The organism is Catellatospora sp. IY07-71 (assembly GCF_018326265.1).
Lineage (GTDB): Bacteria > Actinomycetota > Actinomycetes > Mycobacteriales > Micromonosporaceae > Catellatospora.
Window position 1 is genome coordinate 4207295 of sequence record NZ_AP023360.1, and the last position, 19634, is coordinate 4226928.

At 72.5% G+C, this 19634-nt stretch carries 14 protein-coding genes; 9 read left to right on the forward strand and 5 right to left on the reverse strand.

What is annotated here, in order from left to right; translation table 11 throughout:
• Window positions 1–29 precede the first annotated feature (29 nt).
• The 7 genes from CS0771_RS18850 to CS0771_RS18880 all read left to right on the forward strand — a co-directional run bounded on the left by CS0771_RS18850 (window position 30) and on the right by CS0771_RS18880 (window position 8116).
• Complete coding sequence (locus CS0771_RS18850) at window positions 30–1733, forward strand: CTP synthase (protein ID WP_212842200.1); 1704 nt, start codon at window positions 30–32, stop codon at window positions 1731–1733.
• Window positions 1734–1815: 82 nt separating this feature from the next.
• On the forward strand, window positions 1816–2409 hold the full coding sequence (locus CS0771_RS18855) for an NUDIX domain-containing protein (RefSeq protein ID WP_244870877.1): 594 nt from the start codon (window positions 1816–1818) through the stop codon (window positions 2407–2409).
• A gap of 217 nt (window positions 2410–2626) precedes the next feature.
• On the forward strand, window positions 2627–3739 hold the full coding sequence (gene ald, locus CS0771_RS18860) for an alanine dehydrogenase (protein WP_212842202.1): 1113 nt from the start codon (window positions 2627–2629) through the stop codon (window positions 3737–3739).
• A 253-nt stretch (window positions 3740–3992) separates the two neighbouring features.
• The gene (locus CS0771_RS18865; RefSeq protein ID WP_212842203.1) at window positions 3993–4922 is read left to right on the forward strand and encodes a ParA family protein; all 930 of its coding nucleotides are present in this window, start codon (window positions 3993–3995) and stop codon (window positions 4920–4922) included.
• Window positions 4923–4976: 54 nt separating this feature from the next.
• Window positions 4977–5954, forward strand: a complete 978-nt coding sequence (locus tag CS0771_RS18870; RefSeq protein WP_371821428.1) for a ScpA family protein — start codon at window positions 4977–4979, stop codon at window positions 5952–5954.
• 436 nt (window positions 5955–6390) lie between these two features.
• On the forward strand, window positions 6391–7335 hold the full coding sequence (gene scpB / locus CS0771_RS18875; RefSeq protein WP_212845911.1) for an SMC-Scp complex subunit ScpB: 945 nt from the start codon (window positions 6391–6393) through the stop codon (window positions 7333–7335).
• Window positions 7322–8116, forward strand: a complete 795-nt coding sequence (locus CS0771_RS18880) for a pseudouridine synthase (protein ID WP_371821429.1) — start codon at window positions 7322–7324, stop codon at window positions 8114–8116. Before scpB ends, CS0771_RS18880 begins: the two co-directional genes overlap by 14 nt.
• A 6-nt stretch (window positions 8117–8122) precedes the next feature.
• Here CS0771_RS18880 and CS0771_RS18885 read toward each other — a convergent pair whose 3' ends face one another.
• Window positions 8123–8977: an NAD(P)H-binding protein gene (locus CS0771_RS18885; RefSeq protein ID WP_212842205.1), complete on the reverse strand. Its 855-nt coding sequence runs from the start codon at window positions 8975–8977 to the stop codon at window positions 8123–8125.
• Window positions 8978–9083: 106 nt separating this feature from the next.
• On the opposite strand from CS0771_RS18885, the gene CS0771_RS18890 reads away from it, so the two are divergent.
• The gene (locus tag CS0771_RS18890) at window positions 9084–9452 is read left to right on the forward strand and encodes a helix-turn-helix domain-containing protein (RefSeq protein WP_244870878.1); all 369 of its coding nucleotides are present in this window, start codon (window positions 9084–9086) and stop codon (window positions 9450–9452) included.
• A gap of 10 nt (window positions 9453–9462) precedes the next feature.
• On the opposite strand, the gene CS0771_RS18895 is transcribed toward CS0771_RS18890, so the two are convergent.
• From CS0771_RS18895 to CS0771_RS39455, 3 genes are read right to left on the reverse strand one after another with little or no spacing between them, the layout of a single operon-like run.
• Window positions 9463–9840 carry a nuclear transport factor 2 family protein gene (locus CS0771_RS18895; RefSeq protein WP_212842207.1) on the reverse strand — a complete coding sequence of 126 codons (378 nt, stop codon included), beginning with the start codon at window positions 9838–9840 and terminating at the stop codon, window positions 9463–9465.
• Window positions 9841–9877: 37 nt separating this feature from the next.
• On the reverse strand, window positions 9878–10984 hold the full coding sequence (locus CS0771_RS18900) for a PQQ-binding-like beta-propeller repeat protein (protein ID WP_212842208.1): 1107 nt from the start codon (window positions 10982–10984) through the stop codon (window positions 9878–9880).
• Complete coding sequence (locus tag CS0771_RS39455) at window positions 10981–17238, reverse strand: toxin glutamine deamidase domain-containing protein (protein ID WP_212842209.1); 6258 nt, start codon at window positions 17236–17238, stop codon at window positions 10981–10983. Before CS0771_RS39455 ends, CS0771_RS18900 begins: the two co-directional genes overlap by 4 nt.
• A 102-nt stretch (window positions 17239–17340) precedes the next feature.
• Here CS0771_RS39455 and CS0771_RS18910 point away from each other — a divergent pair, with 102 nt between their 5' ends.
• Window positions 17341–18570 (forward strand): SUKH-3 domain-containing protein, encoded by a 1230-nt coding sequence (locus CS0771_RS18910; RefSeq protein WP_212842210.1) that lies wholly within the window; start codon window positions 17341–17343, stop codon window positions 18568–18570.
• Between the two features lie 84 nt (window positions 18571–18654).
• On the opposite strand, the gene CS0771_RS18915 is transcribed toward CS0771_RS18910, so the two are convergent.
• A complete protein-coding gene (locus CS0771_RS18915) occupies window positions 18655–19503 on the reverse strand; it encodes a hypothetical protein (RefSeq protein WP_212842211.1) in 849 nt (282 codons plus the stop codon).
• Between the last annotated feature and the right edge of the window lie 131 nt (window positions 19504–19634).

Here is a 19634-nt window from a genome sequence, read left to right on the forward strand (position 1 = left end):
ACTCCGGAGCCGTGTTAGGGTGAAACCCCGTGGTAGCAGCGCGGACGACCAAACATATTTTCGTCACCGGAGGCGTGGCCTCCTCGCTGGGCAAGGGACTCACCGCCTCCAGCCTCGGCAATCTCCTCACCGCTCGTGGTCTGCGGGTGGTCATGCAGAAGCTCGATCCGTACCTGAACGTGGATCCGGGCACCATGAACCCGTTCCAGCACGGCGAGGTGTTCGTCACCGAAGACGGTGCCGAGACCGACCTCGACGTCGGGCACTACGAGCGATTCCTCAACCGGGACCTGTCGGCCAAGGCCAACGTGACCACCGGGCAGATCTACTCGGCGGTCATCGCCAAGGAGCGGCGCGGTGAGTACCTGGGCGACACCGTCCAGGTCATCCCGCACATCACCAACGAGATCAAGGCCCGGATCCGGGCCATGGCCGAACCGGACGAGCAGGGCCGCACGCCGGACGTGGTGATCACCGAGGTCGGCGGCACGGTCGGCGACATCGAGTCGCTGCCGTTCCTGGAGTCGATCCGGCAGATCCGCCACGACGTGGGCCGGGACAACTGCTTCTACCTGCACGTGTCGCTGGTGCCCTACCTGGCGCCGTCGGGTGAGCTGAAGACCAAGCCGACCCAGCACTCGGTGGCGGCGCTGCGCAACATCGGCATCCAGCCCGACGCGCTGGTGTGCCGCTCCGACCGGGAGATCCCGGCCAGCATGAAGAGCAAGCTCGCCCTGTACTGCGACGTCGACGCCGAGGCGGTCGTGTCCGCCCCGGACGCGCCGAGCATCTACGACATCCCGAAGGTGCTGCACCGCGAGGGCCTGGACGCGTACGTGGTGCGCCGGCTGGGCCTGTCGTTCCGGGACGTGGACTGGACCGCCTGGGACGACCTGCTGGAGCGGGTGCACCACCCGGTGCACGAGGTCACCATCGCGCTGGTCGGCAAGTACATCGACCTGCCCGACGCGTACCTGTCGGTGTCCGAGGCGATCCGCGCGGCAGGCTTCGGCCACCGCGCCAAGATCAAGCTGAAGTGGGTGCCCAGCGACGACTGCCAGACCGCCGAGGGCGCGGCCAAGGCGCTCGCGCACGTCGACGGCGTGGTCATCCCGGGCGGCTTCGGCGTGCGCGGCATCGAGGGCAAGATCGGCGCGGTGAAGTACGCCCGGGAGAACCGCATCCCGACCCTGGGCCTGTGCCTGGGCCTGCAGACGATGGCCATCGAGGTGGCCCGGCACGCGGCCGGCATCGCCAAGGCCAGCTCGCTGGAGTTCGACGAGCGCACCCCGGACCCGATCATCTCGACGATGGCCGACCAGGAGGACATCGTCGCGGGCAAGGGCGACCTGGGCGGCACCATGCGCCTGGGCGCGTACCCGGCGAAGCTGACGCCCGGCTCGATCGTGGCCGAGGTGTACGGCGGCACCGAGGTCAGCGAGCGGCACCGGCACCGGTACGAGGTCAACAACGCCTACCGGCCCGCGCTGGCCAAGGCGGGGCTCAAGGTCTCGGGCACCTCGCCGGACGGCAAGCTGGTCGAGTTCGTCGAGCTGGACCGCGAGCTGCACCCGTACTTCGTGGCCACCCAGGCGCACCCGGAGCTGAAGAGCCGGCCGACGCACCCGCACCCGCTCTTCTCGGGGCTGGTCGGTGCGGCGATCGCCTATGCTCAGGCGGACCAGCTGCCCGGCGTCGCCGAGGCGGCCGAGCCGGTGGCGGCCAAGCGCTGAACCCGGCCCGCAACTGAATGAACGGCGCTGGTCGCAGGTGTTCCGCCTGCGGCCGGCGCCGTTTTCGCGAGGAGGAGGCCCCGTGTACGAGGTCGTCGACAGCACCGAGCGCTACGCCGGGCGGATCTTCCGGGTCGCCACCGACCGGGTCCGGATGCCCGGCGGCGAGGTCGCGCAGCGCGACGTGGTGCGCCACGTCGGCGCGGTGGGCGTGGTCGCTCTGGACGAAAGGGACCGGGTGGTGCTGGTGCGGCAGTACCGCCACCCGGTGGGCCGCTACCTGTGGGAGCTGCCCGCGGGCCTGGCCGACGTGCAGGGCGAGGGTCTGGCCGCGGCGGCGCTGCGCGAGCTGGCCGAGGAGACGGACCTGGTAGCGGGCCGGATCGACCTGCTGGTGGACATGTTCACCACGCCCGGCTGTTCCGACGAGCTCTTCCGGTGCTTCCTGGCCCGCGACCTGACCCCGGTGGCCGAGCATGAGCGCCACGTGCGCACCGGGGAGGAGGCGGACATGCGGGTCGAGCTGGTCCCGCTGGACGAGGCGCTGGATATGGTGTTCGACGGCCGGATCGCCAACGGCCCCGCCGTCGGCGGCCTGCTCGCCGCCGCCCGCGCCCGGGACACCGGCTTCAAGCACCTGCGGCCCGCCGACGCCCCGCTCCCGGCCTCGGCCTGACCGGTAAGCGGCAAATTTCCGATTCAGCACTATCCTTGGGGGTACCGCAGGGCGGCAGCATAGGAGCCTGACACTGTGTCAAGCCGGTGAGCCATCAGCTTGCATCCTGTCGGGGCTTTGGCCCGTTCGCCGGGCCTAGACTGCCGCCGCGGGGGGTAGACCTGCGGCAACGGCGCCGCGGGCGCTCCCGCAGCGCAGGATCGAGGAAGGTGCAGTCGTGAAGGTCGGTATCCCCCGCGAGGTCAAGAACCACGAGTATCGGGTGGCGATCACCCCGGCGGGCGTGCACGAGTTCGTCCGCAACGGCCACGACGTCGTCATCGAGACCGGCGCCGGGCTCGGCTCGTCCATCACGGACGAGGAGTACACGGCGGCGGGCGCGCAGATCCTGGCCACCGCCGACGAGGTGTGGGCCGGCGCGGAGCTGATCCTGAAGGTCAAGGAGCCCATCGCCGAGGAGTACCACCGCATGCGCGAGGGGCAGGTGCTCTTCACCTACCTGCACCTGGCCGCGTCCAAGGAGTGCACCGACGCGCTGATGACCCAGAAGGTCACCGGCATCGCGTACGAGACCGTCGAGACCGCGGACCACCACCTGCCGCTGCTCGCCCCGATGAGCGAGGTCGCGGGCCGGCTCGCCCCGCAGGTCGGCGCGTACCACCTGATGCGCTTCGCGGGCGGCCGGGGCGTGCTGCCCGGCGGGGTGCCCGGCGTGCGCCCGGCCAAGGCCGTCGTGATCGGCGCGGGCGTGTCCGGCCTCAACGCCGCCACCATCGCCCACGGCCTGGCCTTCGAGGTCACCGTGCTGGACAAGAACATCAAGAAGCTGCGCGAGGTGGACCAGCTGTTCCACGGCCAGGTGCGCACCGTGATGTCCAACGCCTTCGAGCTGGAGCGCGCCGTGCTGGAGGCCGACCTGGTCATCGGCGCCGTGCTGGTGCCGGGCGCCAAGGCCCCGACCCTGGTCAGCAACGAGCTGGTGTCCCGGATGAAGCCGGGCAGCGTGCTCGTCGACATCTCGATCGACCAGGGCGGCTGCTTCGAGGACTCGCACCCGACCACCCACGCCAACCCGGTGTACAAGGTGCACGAGTCGGTCTTCTACTGCGTGGCCAACATGCCCGGCGCGGTCCCGCACACCAGCACTTACGCGCTGACCAACGTCACCCTGCCGTACGCGGTGGAGCTGGCCAACCACGGCTGGCGCGAGGCCCTGCGCCGTGACCCGGCCCTGAAGCTGGGCCTGAACACGCACGCCGGCGAGATCACCTACGGCCCGGTGGCCGAGGCGCACGGCCTCACCGCCGTGGACGTCGACTCGCTGCTCTGACGTGCTGTTTCCCGATGCCGGCGGTGCCTGTGCACCGTCGGCATCGGCGTATCACGAGCCGGGCGCCCGCTTGCGATGACCGGGCCCGTGCTGGATCGTGAAGACACGCCGAGGCGTGGCGGTACGCCGACCACGTCGGTGACGTACAGTCGGACGACGACGACACGCATGCGGCCGGTCGGGGAGCTGATGGCCCACTCACGACGGCGCCTCATCCGGCCGGACGGATGTCGTCGGGAAGGGCGTAGCGGAGATGGCAGGCAACGGGCGCGCAGAGGCATGGACCTCGACGCTGCGGGCACAACAGTCCGCGATGGACCTCGGGGCTGACCTGGGGCCGGCGGATCCGTCTGCCTACACCGCGCGCAAGGAGATCCCGGAGCCGATGCCGACCGACCGGCACGGGCCCGCCCGGATCATCGCCATGGCCAACCAGAAGGGCGGCGTCGGCAAGACGACGACCACCATCAACCTGGGCGCGGCCCTGGCCGAGTACGGCCGCAAGGTGCTCCTGGTCGACTTCGACCCGCAGGGCGCGCTGTCGGTGGGCCTGGGCGTCAACCCGCACAACCTCGACCTGTCCGTCTACAACCTGCTCATGCAGGACGACGTGACCGCCGAGGACGTCATCATCAAGACCGACGTCGCCGGGCTGCACCTGATGCCCGCCAACATCGACCTGTCGGCCGCCGAGATCCAGCTCGTCAACGAGGTCGCCCGCGAGATGGCGCTGGCCCGCGTGCTGAAGTCGGTGCGCAAGGAGTACGACTACATCCTCATCGACTGCCAGCCGTCGCTGGGCCTGCTCGCCATCAACGCGCTGACCGTCGCGCACGGCGTGCTGATCCCGCTGGAGTGCGAGTTCTTCAGCCTGCGCGGCGTGGCCCTGCTGCTGGACACCATCGACAAGGTCCGCGAGCGGCTCAACTTCGACCTGGAGCTCGAGGGCATCCTCGCCACCATGTACGACAGCCGCACCACGCACTGCCGCCAGGTGCTGCAGCGCGTCGTCGAGGCGTTCGGCGACAAGGTGTACCAGACCGTGATCACCAAGACGGTGAAGTTCCCGGAGTCGACCGTGGCCGGGGCGCCGATCACGTCCCTGGATCCCGCCTCCTCGGGCGCCCGCAACTACCGGCAGCTCGCGCGCGAAGTGATCGCGGCTGAGGCCGCCCGTCGCTGATCAGTGGCCGACCGGCCTGCGGTCGCGAACTGAGCTGCTGGGATACTGTGCGACGTGAGCGATCCCGTGGTGACGGCCGAGCAGGCCGGCGAGCAGTCGGCTGAACCGTCCGGTTCAGGCCGCTTCACCGTGCGGCTCACCAACTTCGAGGGCCCGTTCGACCTGCTCCTGCAGCTCATCGGCAAGCACAAGCTGGACGTCACCGAGGTGGCACTGCACCGGGTCACCGACGACTTCATCGCGCACATCCGCGCCATGGGCAAGGACTGGGACCTCGACGAGGCCAGCGAGTTCCTGGTCATCGCCGCCACCCTGCTCGACCTGAAGGCGGCCCGGCTGCTGCCCGCCGCGCAGGTGGAGAGCGAGGAGGACCTCGCCCTGCTGGAGGCCCGCGACCTGCTCTTCGCCCGGCTCCTGCAGTACCGCGCGTTCAAGCAGGCCGCCGCGTTCATCGCCGACCTGGAGGTCAACGGCGCGAAGCGCTGGCCCCGCTCCGTGGCGCTGGAGGCGCAGTACGCCGAGGCGCTGCCGGACCTGGTGCTCGGCATCGGCCCGGACCGGCTGGCCAAGCTCGCGCTCAAGGCGTTCCTGCCCAAGGCCGCCCCGCCGACCGTCTCCGTCGCGCACATCCACCAGATCCGGGTCAGCGTGCGCGAGCACGCCGAGATGCTGCGCGCCCGCCTGTTCGAGCTGGGCCGCGCCACGTTCCGCGAGCTCACCGAGGACTGCGAGAACACCCTGGAAGTGGTGGCCCGCTTCCTGGCCCTGCTGGAGCTGTACCGGGAGGGCCTGGTCGCCTTCGACCAGGAGCAGGCGCTCGGCGAGCTGATCGTGTCCTGGACCGGCGGCGACGCGGCCGGCGGCGAGCTGGCGGTCGACGACTACGACGGCGACGACGACGCGAAGGCGGCGATGGCCGCCGAACAGGCCCGCGACGCCGAGACGCCCGACGGCGACGACACGGACGAGGACGCCGCCGACCGGGACGACGCGGGGGAGCCTGGCGAGTTGGGGGAGAACGAAGATGACTGACCACGAGTCCTTGGAACAGCAGGCCGCGGCCTGGGTCCCCCCATGGGCCCGCACCCCCACCGAGGAAAGGAAGGGCACCTTCTTAACGGAAAACGTAGAGGAAGGGCACCTTCTTAACGGGGAGCAGGAAGAGCCGCAGGCAGCCGCTGCCGCCCCGGACGCCGAGCCTGACGTCGAGGACGACGCGGCGGACTCCGTCGAGTGCGGGCCGGAGGACCTCGCCGGTCCGCTGGACTCGGCCGGGACCGCCGACGCTGCGGACGAACCCCTCGTCCCGGAGGCCGAGCCGGCGGACGAGCCCGCCGTGGTCGCGGCCGAGTCCGCCCAGCCTGCCGGGCCGATCGCCGAAGAACCCACGGAGGTGGTGCTGACGTCCGGCGAAGGCGACGAGCCCGTGGCCGACACGGCGGCGGACCCGGAGCTTGCCGCGGACACGCTGGTGGCGGAAGACCTCCGTGAGCCTGCCGCGGACGAGGCCGCGGCGGGGCTTGCCGAGCCTGCCGCGGACCAGGTGACGGCGGAGGTTCCCGAGCCTGCCGCAGACACGGCGTCGGCTCCGGAGGATGAGCTGACCGAGCCGGCGGACACGTCGGTGACGTCGGACGATGAGCCGTCCGAGCTGGCACCGGCCGAGGCCGCGGAGTTCGTGACCGTCGAGGACGCCGCCGGTGCGGAGAGCGGCGAGGCGGCGGTCCAGGAGGCGGCGGTCGAAGAGCTGGCCGAGGCGCTCGGCGCGGTCGCGGACGAGCGCTTCGACGTGGACGGGCTGGAGGACAGCGGGGAGGCTGCCGTGGCCGTCGCCGCGTCGCAGCTCGCCGCGCCGCCGCCGGGTCTGGACGAGGCCGAGCTGATCCCGGCGCTGGAGGCGATCCTGCTGGTGGTCGACGAGCCGGTCAGCGAGATCACGCTGGCCGAGGTGCTGGAGGTGCCGGCGGAGCTGGTCGCCGGCACGCTGATCGACCTGTCGGCGACCTACACCCGCCAGAACCGGGGCTTCGACCTGCGCCGGGCCGCCGGTGGCTGGCGGCTGTACACCCGCGCCGCGTACGCGCCGTACGTCGAGCGCTTCGTGCTGGACGGGCAGCAGTTGCGGCTCACCCAGGCGTCGCTGGAGACGCTGGCCGTGGTCGCGTACAAGCAGCCGGTCACCCGCTCGCGGATCTCCGCCATCCGCGGGGTCAACTGCGACGGCGTGATCCGCACCCTGGTCACCCGCGGCATGATCGAGGAGTGCGGCACCGAGCCGGAGTCCGGTGCGCACCTCTACCGCACGACCAGCCTTTTCCTGGAGAAGCTCGGCCTCGACTCGGTCGACCAGCTTCCCCCGCTAGCCCCCTTCCTGCCGGACAATGTCGAGGAGATCGCCGATGAGCAGCGCTGATGCCATGACCGAGGGCGCCGAGCGGCTGCAGAAGATCCTCGCTCAGGCCGGGGTGGCCTCGCGCCGGGCCAGCGAGGAGCTGATCGCGGCGCGGCGGGTCACCGTCAACGGCAAGGTCGCCAAGCTCGGCGACAAGGCCGACCCGATCAGCGACGTGATCCACGTCGACGGGCAGCGCATCGTCACCGACGCGAACCTCGTCTACCTGGCCATGAACAAGCCGCGCGGCGTGGTGTCGACGATGGCCGACGACAAGGGCCGCGAGGCGGTCGCCGACTACCTCGGCAACCTGAGCACCCGCGTCTACCACGTGGGCCGCCTCGACGCCGACTCCGAGGGCCTGCTGCTGCTGACCAACGACGGCGGGCTCGCCCACAAGCTGATGCACCCGTCGTACGAGGTGCCGAAGACGTACCTGGTGGAGGTCGTCGGGCCGCTGCCGCGCGTGGTCGGCCGCGAGTTGATGGCCGGGGTGCAGCTGGAGGACGGCTTCGCCAAGCTCGACGACTACCGGCTCAAGCAGGCCATCGACAAGCAGGCGCTGATCGAGGTGGTGCTGCACGAGGGGCGCAACCGGATCGTGCGGCGCATGTTCGACCACGTGGGCTTCCCGGTGCAGCGGCTGGTGCGTACCGCGATCGGCCCGATCAAGCTGGGCGACCTGAAGGCGGGCCGCCACCGCCGGCTGAACGCCGGCGAGGTGGCGGCCCTGTTCAAGATCACTGAGCGGAAGGGCCGCGGCCAGGCCGAGGTCGAGGAGACCGAGGCGTACGAGGACTGACCGCCCTCACCCCCGCAGGGCTGCCGCCACGGCGTCGGCCAGCGGGGTGGTCGGGCGGCCGATCAGCCGCGACAGCTCGTCCCCGGCCCCGGCCAGCTCGCCCTTGGACACGGACACGTCGACCTCGGCGAGGATCACCGCGAGCGGCTCCGGCAGGCCCGCGCGGACGAGGATGCCCTCGTAGATCTCGGGCGCCACGTCGTTGTAAGCGATCTCCCGGCCGGTCTGCCGGCTCACCTCGGCGGCGTACTCCGCGTAGCTCCACGCGGTGTCGCCGTTCAGCTCGTAGGTCCTGTTCTCGTGGCCGTCGCCGGTCAGCACGGCGACGGCGGCTGCCGCGTAGTCGGCGCGCGACGCGGACGCGGTCCGCCCGTCCCCGGCCGCCTGCACCACGGCGCCGTGCGCCAGCACCGGGCCCAGCCCACCGGTGATCACCTCGTGGTACCAGTTGTTGCGCAGCAGCGTGTACGGCAGCCCCGAGTCCAGCACCACGCGCTCGGTGGCCCGGTGGTCGTCCGCCAGCGCGGCGGTGAGACTGCCCGGCGCGCTCGTGTACGCCAGCAGCGCCACCCCCGCCGCCGCGGCCGCGTCGATCACGGCCCGGTGCTGGGCCACCCGGTCCTTGCCCAGCTCGCTGCCGGACACCAGCAGCACCCGGTCCCCGGGGCCGAACAGCCCCGCGAACGTCTCGGGTGCGTCGTAGTCGGCGACGTGCACCCGTACCCCGCGCTCGGCCAGCGGCGCGGCCTTCGCCCCATCCCGCACCACGGCGGTGATCTGGCCGGCGGGCACGCTGGCCAGCAGGCCCTCGACGACCAGGCGGCCCAGCTGGCCGGTGGCTCCGGTGACGAAAATGCTCATAACGGAAATCTCCCTGTCAAACGGCTACGCGCTCCACCCTAGGCGGTGGCTAACCGTTTGATCAGTACCCACTTCGAAGTAAGGTACTGGTATGACGGTAAGTGTCGTGAGCAGCAATCACTCCGCCGAGGCGCTGTGCCCCTACCGGCTCGTGCTGGAGCACATCACCAGCCGCTGGGGCGTGCTCGTGCTGATCGAGCTGCTGGACGGCCCGCGGCGGTTCGGCGAGCTGCGGCGCGCCGTCGGCCGGGTCAGCGAGAAGATGCTCACCCAGACGCTGCAGACCCTCGAACGCGACGGCATGGTGCACCGCGACGCCAAGCCGGTCATCCCGCCCCGCGTCGACTACTCCCTCACCGAACTGGGCCGCGAGGCGGCCGTGCAGGTCCGTGCGCTCGGCGCGTGGACACACGAGCGCATGGAGGACGTGCGGCAGGCCCGCGCCCGCTACGACGCGGCCAGGGAGGCCGGCTGACCGCGCACCGCTACAGCGCCTCGACGTAGGCGGCCCGCCACCGCGGGGACGGGTCGGCGCCGGGCTGTGTCCAGTACTCGCGGCCGGCGACGATGCGGCCGTCCCGCACGGTCCAGAACGACACCGCGCGGTGCACGCCCATCGACTCGTGCGGCACCTCCACCTCGGACACCACCGACGCGCCGTCGGCGACGACCCGCAGCACGCGGATCGACCAGCCCTCCGGGTACTCCGCGTTGACGGCGACGTAGTTCGCCCGGCCCACGATCCGCTCGGCGCTGACCGGCCACTCGACGGCCACGTCCTCCGCGAGCAGCCCGGCGAGGCCGGTCCAGTCGCGTGCCTGCATACGGTCCCAGAGGGCGAGCACGACCTGCTTCGGTTCCATGCCGCGCATCCTGGCACCCGGCACCGACAGCGCTGCTTCAGGCGGGCAGGGCGTACAGGCGTCCGCCCGCCGCGACCAGCACGACGCCGTCCGGGCGGGCCAGCGGGCCGAGGGTGATGACGCCTGGGGCGTACCAGGTCCAGCGGGTCGCGCCGTCCGGTGCCAGGCAGCGCACGAACGTCTCGTGCCACAGCGTCTTGAGCCAGTGGTAGGTGTCCCAGCGGCGCTGCGTCGGCGTGCTCGACACCAGCAGGGTGCCGCCGGCGCCCGGCCGTAGCCGGGTCGGCGCGACGCCGAGTTCGTGCGTCCAGGCCACCCCGTCGCCCTCGACCATCCAGACGGTGTACGTGAAGCCGAGTTCGTCCTGCCGGTGCGGCCCCTGCACGGCCAGGCGCGGCCGGCCGTCCACGCTCGGCAGCACGGCCGGTGCGGGACGGACCTGCCGGGTGGTGATGTACGGCGTCGACCGGCCGAGCTCGTCGACGAGGTAGAAGCCGCCGCCGCTGCGCCACTCCCACCGGGTCAGCAGCCGGGTGCCGTCGTAGTCGAGCAGGTCGGCGACGTCGTCGTGCTGCTCGGCCGGAGGGATCTCGGCCGGGTCGGGATCGGTGAGCCACAGGTGCGGCCAGCTCACCCAGCGCAGCCGCCCGTCCCGGTCGTAGGCGCGCAGCCGGTTGTCCATGTCGGCGACGATCAGATCCCCGAGCACCCGCAGGTGCAACGCATCGGCGACATGCGGCATGGGCACCGCCCAGCGGGGAGCTCCGTCGGTGGTCACGCTCCGGAGTCTTGCCTCGCCCTGCTGTGGCTCCTCACGGAACACGAAGCCGCCCCAGGGGTCGAAGTCGAGCGAGAAGGCGTCGGGTCCCACGTCGATCGAAGCGACAGGCAGCCCGGTCACGAGATCCCGGGCGACGATGTGCCCGTCCTCGATGCGGTAGATGCGCCCGTCCCGGGCCAGCGGCTCCCGGCTGCGGTAGAACGGAACCTCGTGCGACCAGCGCACCTGCCCGTCCGCGGTGACGGCGGCGAGTTCCCGCTGGGTCGCGATGAGGCACCCGACCGCTCCGTCCGGGTAGAGCGAGCCGTCCTCGAACGGCAGCTCGACCGACCAGATCGGAGCGTTGTCCGATGTGACGATCACCTGTTCCACCCCAGCACCTCCCACAGCAGCGCCAGCTTCGGCTGCATCATCGCCAGCAGCGTCGAGTCATCCCGCTTCCCGTCACGCAGCGCCCGGTATGGCACCTCCTTGAGGACGTGCACCGCCCCACGTACCCCGAACAGCGTCATAAGCGCCGGGTCCGGATCCGGGCCGCCGGCGATCCGGTACGCCTCGAGGAAGGTCTTGCGCAGGTGGGCCAGCTCCTCGGGCTTCAACCCCAGGTCGGCCCCGAAGTCGTGCAGTTTGATGTCGAAGTACGCCACGTCGCGTTCGGCCGCGCCGATCGGGCCGCCGTTGTCGTCCATGGAGTAGTGGAGCATCGGCAGGTCGATGACCGTCAGGCCCTGCTGCGGATGCCAGAAGAAGTTGCCTGGGTGTGCATCACCATGGGCGAGCGCCGCACGTCCGGCCGCGCCGCCGGCAGCCGTGATCACTTCCTCGACCCGCGTCGTCAGCCCCTTCAGGTCCACGGTGTGCCTGGGCAGGTTCTCGAGGGTGTCGACGAGCTGGCCGGTCCATTTGCGGACCACGGCTACGTGGCGGTCGAGGAAGGCACGGGCGACCGGGCCGCCGGAGCCATCGGCGGAGGTGTGCAGGTCCGCGAGCGCGGCGCCCACTCCCGCGACCGATCGCTCCAGGTGGTGGTACGCCTGCGCCCATGACGCGCCCGACGAGACGCCGACCTCGCCGAGCAGGTCGTCGACGGGCTTGCCGGGCGCGAGCGCCGAGACGATCACACCGTGCCGCTGCGGCGTCACGGCGACGCCGAGCGGGGCCGGCGTGCCGAACCGGGTGAACTCCCCGGTGCGCAGCCGTTGCAGGCCGGACAGCTCCCGGGCGAACTCCTCGGCGTCGGGGAACGCCTTGACCACGCCGATCCGGTTGCCGTCGCCGTCGTGCGCCAGCATGACCGGCGCACCGGACAGGCCCTTGGCCCCGGTCGATCCGGTGATCTCGGCGAGCCGCACGGGCTGCCCGAAGGCCGTGGCGGCGAAGTCGCCCATCGCGGGCTGCCCGTCACGGTCCACGGCGGCGGGTGTCGCGGCGAGCAGCGCGTCCACCGCGCCGTCCGGCACCCCGCCCGTGCTGTCGCGGACGGCGGTCGCCCGTTCGAGCACCGCAGCGGCCTGCTCCGTCAGGTCGGTGACGCGGCTGGTCGTGTCCCGCACGCCGCCGGTCTCTGCGCCGCCGGGCCGGACCTCGTGGGGCTGCTCGTCGGCCGGGATCGTCTGGCCGTGCTCGATGCGCCGGATCGTGTCGCGCGCGGCGACGGCCCGCTCGATCGCGGTGCGCAGCGCACCGAGTTCCTGCTCGTCGAGCTGTAGCAGACGCAGCTCGGCGGCGGCCTGACGCCGCGGCTCGGTCTCGGCCAGCAGCTGTCCGAGGTGTGCGGCGACGGCCTTCGGGCGGTCGCCGGGCGCGGCCTCGTACGCCGCCGCCAGCCGTGCCGCGCTCGCCGGAGCGCCGGGCGGCTCGGTGTGGTGCCCGGCCTCGCGATAGGCGGCGGCCCGGTCCGGCCGCAGCACCCCGGCCAGCGCCTGCTCGATCGCGGTCCACTTGCGCGCCGCCGCCTCGATGTCGGCCGGGACGGTACGCAGCCACCGCTCGGCCTGCTCGGCGCAGTACCGGCTGTCGGCCCACTGTGCCGGGGTCCACGGGCTCCAGGCGGTGTCGAGCAGCGACCAGTCCCGGCCCAACCGCTGCGGCCAGGTGTCGAGCTCCCCGGCGGCGAGCTGCGCGACCCGGTCGGACACCGCCGAGACCGTCGCCGGGTGGTAGACCGCGACCGGTGGCGTGAGCCGGTCCTCGGGATCGGGCAGGTCCGGCCCGAACTCGACCCGGTGGATCGTGGCCAGCGGCGCCCGCAGCGGCCCGGTGTGCGGGGTGAACTCGGTGCGCGGCCGCCCGGAGGCGAACACCTGCGGCTGCCCGTCGTCGCCGAGCACCGGGTCGCGCTGCCCGTACTCCCAGGTGTCCCAGTAGAGCTGCCAGCGCACGCCCTTGTCGCCGACGTGCTCGCGGCCCTGGAAGTAGACGGTGGGCACGCCGAGCGCGATCGCGGTCTCCAGCGCGCCGCTCTCCATGCCGATCTGCACGACGTCCCGCCTGCTGTCCAGGTGGTGCAGGAACAGCGCCTGCTCGCCCTGGCCCAGCTTCGTGCCGCCGTGCCGCTCGGCGGCCCAGAACTTCCGCAGTGTCTCGGTGTCGACCCCGTCGAGCACGCCCTCGGCCTCGTACGCGGCGCGCAGCTCCGGCCGGCCGTCGAACAGGTCGTCGCCGACGAGCAGGATGCGCCGCTCCGGATCGGTTTCGCGGAGCAGTGCGACGGTCTGCCGCAGCAGCTCCGGCTTGGTGTCCATGAACGCGCCCATCGGCGCCCCGGTGCGGCGCACCCACAGCAGCGCGTAACGAGCCGGGCGGCCGTCCGGCTCGTGCCGGGCGATGACCTGGTCGGCCAGCGCGCGGGCACGGGCGTCCCGCCGCGCGCCGCGCTCGCCCTCGCCGCGCATGGCGGCGACCATGGCCGCCCGCGCCGCCGTGCCGCTGTCGCGCACGTGGGGCAGCGCGACCAGGTGGGCCCGGCGGAATTTGCTGTTCGCGTAGTGGACCTCGCGTGGCTGGTCGTCGTAGCACAGCCGGATCCGGCTCGGGTCGACGCCGAACTCGCCGATCAGCCGCTCGCGCATCTCCAGCGCGCCGGCCAGCGGGCGCACCTGCATGTCGATCGCATCGGCGGCCAGGTCGGCCGGGTCGACGGCGACCGGGTCGCGGTGGCCCTGCAGCGCACGCCACAGCACGACCTGGTCGGCCAGCTCCCGAGTCATGCCCGCGGGCACCGGCCCGGCGTGAGCCAGGAACGGATCGGAGGGATCGTCACGGTACTGGGTGAAGAACTGGTCCGGCTCGTACGCGATCTCCAGCGTCGCCGCGGGGTCCAGCATCAGCGCCGTCGCGTGCACGAACAGCTCGCCGCTCTGCCACTCGTAGCAGCGCAGGTTCTTCGTGTCGAGGTCGCCGCCGACGTGGGACGGCGCGGGAGCGACCTCGCGGAACAGCTCCTCGCGCAGGTGGCGGAGCTTCTCGTCGACGGTGAGGCCGGGGCGGTCCTTCAGCTCGGCGACCAGCTCGCCCAGGCGGCCGCCCGCCAGCTCGTCCCAGGTCGCGATCTGCGCGGGGGTGGCGTACCCCGCCGACGGGCGCTGCCGCCCGGTGGCCTCGACCTGGCTGACGCCGGGATCGTCCGGGGCGGTGGCCGGTCGCGACCAGTGGCCCGGCGGCAGGCCGAGGTCGACCGGGTTGCCGTCGGACCCGATCAGCAGCATGTCCATGCGGACCGGCGCGGCCGGCAGGACGCGCCCGACCGGGGCCTCGTTGTTCTGCGCATCGACGTACACGATCTCGCCGTGCTGGTTGTGCACGGTGATGGCGTGGGAGCGGCCGAGCGGGTGCTCCACCAGGACCACCGCGACCGCGCCGTGGCCCCGGACGCGCAGCGCCTGCTCCAGGGCGCGCGTCGCCTCCCACTGGGCGATCCGGAGGTCTTCCGGTCCGCTGTAGCGGTGGTCGCCCATCAGCTGGCCGAACCTGCCGCCGGTGGCCCGCTCGATGCGCTGGGCGCCGCCCGGCTCGCCGCCGAGCGGCTGCAGGTGCGGGCTGAACGCGTCGGTGACGCGCGGGGCCGCGACGCGCGGGCGGCCGTGCAGCCAGGTGTCGATGACGGACAGCACCACGTCGGTGCAGTTGATCGCACGCGCCGGGTCGGCCCTGGGGCCGCCGTCGTTGGCCAGGCGCGGCCAGCGGCCGAACAGGTCGCTGAACCGGCGCGGCCGGCCGTTCTCGTCGCGCTCGACGGCCAGCTCGACGTCCTGCTGGTGCAGGCTCAGCGGCATGCGGTAGCCGCCGGGCACGCCGTACCGGCGGGTGTGCTCGACGGGAGGCGGCCAGCCGCCGCCGGTGGCCCGCGAGCGCGGGTCGCGGTCGTTGACCGGGCCCTCCGTCAGGTCGAACTCGACGTGTTCGCGCCTGCCGTAGCGCAGCTCCTGGAAGGCCTCGAAGTCCTCGTCGGTGATCTCGCTGCGCAGCGGATCCTCGATCGGGCCTGCGTTCAGCTCGGCGAGGCGCCTGTCGAACACGTGCTTTCCGCGTGCATAGAGCTCGTGCTGCGCGGCGGTGAGGTCGTCCTGCTCGAGCCGCGCGGAGCAGTCCGCCGACCCGTTGACGTACCGGAGCTGCACGGTGCTGGAGAGCGGGTCGAACAGGTCGCGCAGGTGCCGGACGCGGTCGACCTCCGTGTATCGCTGGTAACGCAGGCGCTCGTCCGGGTCCTCGGCCTTGCGCGGCCGGAACGGGCCACCCGCCGGCTGCCCGGTGCCCGCCGCGACGGCGGCCTCCCGGGACGACTGCCTCGCCCGGCCAGGCCCGACGGTGACGAACGCCCCGCCGTCGCGGTGGTCGGCGTCGTCGGCGGACTGCGCCGCCGCCGGGGTGGGGGAGGCGGGCGTCGAGTAGGGCAGCCAGGACGCCCGGTCGTCGTCCACGCCGGGGTGTGCCGGCGTCGCGGGGCGGGGCGCGGTGGCGCCGGTGGTCGCAGTGGGCGCACCCGGCCCGGGGATCCCGTGCGGCAGGCCGTGGACCGGCGTGCTCGTCGCCGGTGCGGCGCCCGTGGCCGGTGCCGGATGTGCCGGGCCGTCGTCGCTCGCCGGTGCCGGCAGGTGCGGCGCGTCGGCCGTGTCCGGACGGTCGAGCACGGCACCGGCCGGGGAGGAGTCGAGCTGGAAAGCAGGCTGCGTGGGATCGAACGGAGTGAAGCCGGCGGGCTGCGTCGCGTCGCGGCCGCTCGGGGTGAAGACGTCCACCGACGTCGTGTCCGGCACGAAGGGGGGCAGGTCAGCCGGCCGCTGCGGAGGCTCGGGCGGGGAAGCGTGGTATCCCCAGCCGCCGGGGTCGGCGGGCGCGTCCGGTCGGGTCGCTCCCGCGCTCGGCTCTGCGACGAGGCCGGACACGCCGGACAGGCCCGTAGCCGAGCCTGCCGCCGTCTCGGCGGAAACCAGGGCGGCGGCCGGACCTGCTGCTGTCTCCGCAGTGGCCAGGGCGGTGGCCGGGCCGGTCGCCGTCTCGGCGGTGAGCGCGGCGGTCACGGACGGCGGACCGGCGTCGGGGAACGGGCTCACGCCGCCGAGGACGTCCGAGGAGCCGGTCAGTTTCAGCTCGGCACCGTGCAGGCGGCCGTCGACGACCGTCCTGGTGTCGCCGGTGACCGAGCCGACGGTCGCCGAGGTGGCCGCCATGCCCAGCGACTGCGGGCTGACGTCCTGCCCGGTGACCAGGCCGATGCTCAGCTCGGCGAGGATCTCGCCGCTCGCCCCGCGCAGCGCGTGCTCGCCGAAGTTGCCCAGGGTGGTGTCGGAGAAGCGCCGGCCGAGTCCGGTGAGCCCGCCGATCCCGCCGCCCAGCGCGCCGAGACCGGTGGACTTGGCCAGGTCGGCGCCGTCCAGACCGCCGCGGTTGCCCTCGGACACCTGGTAGAGCTGGGTGCCCAGGGCGGTGGCGCCCTCCTGGAGGCCCTCCTCCAGCGCCTCCTCGCCGAGTTCGCGTACCACCCGGTTCTTGATCCGGTCCTTGACCGCGTCATTGATCTTGTCTTTGATCCGGTCCTTGAGGCCCTTCTTGGCGGCGCGTTCCAGCAGCTCCTTGGCGGCGCGGCGGAGCGCCTGCTGGATGGCGAAGCGGGTGGCGTACATGGCGGGCGCGGCCCCGGCCATCGACGCGCCCAGCGTGACGGCGGCCGCCGCGGCGAGTGCGATCAGCTCGATGAGCAGCAGCCCGAGCTCGACGTAGAACTCGATCTTCACGCCCTCGATCTGGTTCGCCCCGGCGTCGACCTGCGTGCCGAAGTCGTCCAGCAGGTCGACGACCATGGCCAGCACCGCCTCCTGCCCGGCCGCGTCGTGCCCGCTGCCGACCTGCGCCCAGAGCGCGAGGATCGCGGCGGCGACCCGGCCGTCGGGGCCGCCCATCGCGGCGACCGCGGCGAGCACCGCGTCGTCGGCCTCGTCGAGCAGCGGCGTCATCTGCCGGGACGCGGCATACCAGTCGTCGGCGAGCTCGCGCATCGCGGCCTCGTCGCCCTCGGGCCAGTCGATGCCGACCACCCACTCCAGGGCGGTGCGCATCCAGTCGGGCGCGTCGAAGTAGCTCAGCGGATGCGGGATCGGTGACGGCAGCAGCGGCATGTGGCGGTCCCTCCCCAGGTGACAGGCGAAACCCTAGCCATCACCGTCCACACGCACCAGTCGTGGATCGCATACTGTGGATAACCGACCCTGGGGAGGGACATGGCTACGATCGAGGACGCGTTCGCGCTGGCCGAACGCTATGCGGCGGACGCGGCGATACAGGCCGGGCGGCCGTATCGCGGCCTGGTGGAGGAGTTCGCGCACGGCTGGTGCGTGTGGACGATGCCGCAGACGCCCGGCGACGCGCCGCCCGAGCTCGGCTCCGGCGCGACGACGGTGCTGGACCGGGAGACGGGCCTGCTGGCGTTCTACCCGGCCTGGTCCACCGAGCAGATCATGGCGCAGTACGAGCCCCGCTCGGCCACCTTCCGCAGCTGGCCGCCGGTGGCCCGGCGCGCGGACGTGCTGGCGCTGCTGCCCGGCCCGGCCCGGATCGCGATGGCGCTGACCATGGACAACGTGACGATCGCCGCCGCCTCGGCGCGCGGCGACGCCGAGCCGGTGCACCATCCGCTGGTGAGCGGCTGGCTGGCCGCGCAGCCCGCCGGGGAGCTGGTGCGCGGCGCACACCGGCACGCCGACCTGATCCTGCTGTCGGAGGTGTTCCGGCACGCCGAACGGGCCGGGCTGACCGAAACCGGGCAGGTGTGGGACTGGCTGTTCGACCCGCGGCCGATGAGCTACGTCCTGACCGCGAACACGCCGCGCGGCCATACGCTGCATCAGCCCTGCTGTCCGACCTGCCAGGACGCGTGGCGCTTCTTCGGCAGCAGCCTGCGCCCCTGGCAGGAGAGGATCACGCCGAAGGAGGGCCCGCTGGTCCCACCGCCGGAGCCGGGCAGGTTCGAGCCGGACGTGGCAGACGTCATCGTGCGGGCGGGCTGGGACGGCAAGGCCGCGGCCCCGGAGATCAGGGTGCCCCGGAGGCTCGGCTACCTCATCCAGGACATCGGGGGCCCGCTGACCGCCGCGGCGACCGAGGCCGCGGCTGCCGTGCTTGCTCGATGCGGAGTGCTCGCGGTGTCCACGACCGGGCCGGGTGCGGGGTGCCGCCGCAACGCGTTCACCACCGGCATGACCGACCACGGGCTGGTGCCGATGATGGAGGCCTGCGGGCGCCGAATAGGCGTGCCGGTGTTCCCGGTCGGCCAGGACCTCGGCTGCGGCGGTGGATCCATCGTCGTCGCCGCCGATGGCAGGCTGTTCGTGATCGACCAGGCCGGCGACTGGTATCTGGGCGACAGCATCGACGAGGCGCTGGTGATCTTGGTGGAGGGCCGGCTGCCACGCCGGCTGCGAGCCGACGGGTCGCTGGAGGGCGCAGGCTGAGGTGACCCGTTTTGAGATCGGCGATCGCGCCACGCCGTGCTGAGGCGTGACGGGATCGCCGATCCTGGGCGACGGTGGCGGGGCTCAGCCGAGCAGGGCCTCGACGACCTTGGTCGCGTTGTCCTCGTGCTTGGCGTACGCGTCGGGGAAGGCCGAGATCTGCACCGCCTGGGCGGCCCGGGTGAGCGACATGTCCTCCCACCCGTCGATCTCGACCAGCCGGCGGTAGAACGCGCCCGCGGCGTACGACGGCTGCATGATCTCCTCGACGCTGCCCCAGCTGCCGCTGGCGCGCTGCTGGAACAGGCCGATGGAGTCGTGGTCGGCGCCGGTGCCCTGGTGCGGGTAGTCCAGCGACTCGGGCACGACGTGGCTGGCCAGGTTGTAGAGGCGGCTCTCCTGCATGGCGGTGGCCACGCCGACGATCATCGCCCACTTGCCCAGGCCCATGGACTGGGCTTTCTTGGCGATGGCCGCGGCGTTGTTCATCTGCCGCTGGTCCAGCCCGGCGACCGGCTTGACGATCTTCACCGTCGGCTTGGGCTTCGGTTTGGGCTTCGGCTTCGGCTTGGGCTTGACGGGAACGGGTTTCGGAGCCGGCTTCTCGGCGCGCAGGCCCGGCACGCGGTGCAGCAGCGAGCTGCTGATGGTGTCGGTGACGGAGGCGAGCGCGGGGGAGGCGGCGACGGGCGGCAGCAGCCCGGCCGCGGTCGGCGGCTCGACGACTTCGGGGCGGCCCGCGCCGGACAGCAGGGCGAAGGCGCCGATGCCGGCCAGTGCGGCGGTGGTGAGCAGCGGCGCGACGAGCCGCTGGGCCCGGGAGGGCGCCCGGCGATGCCGGTACTGCCGCGCCCCGTCCAGGCGGTGCCGGCCGGAGGTGGGGGAGCCGGCGGTGTTGAGGTGGGGCTGGTGCTGGGGGTCGTGCGGGGGCATTCGCCGATATTAAGAAGGCATAAGCGCAGGTAGAAGGGGTTGTTACCAGATTTCTCCTGACCTTGGGGCGATATGGTCCGAATTATTGGAACTTGTTCCCAAGATTGTTTCTGACCTGGGCTTTCGTGACC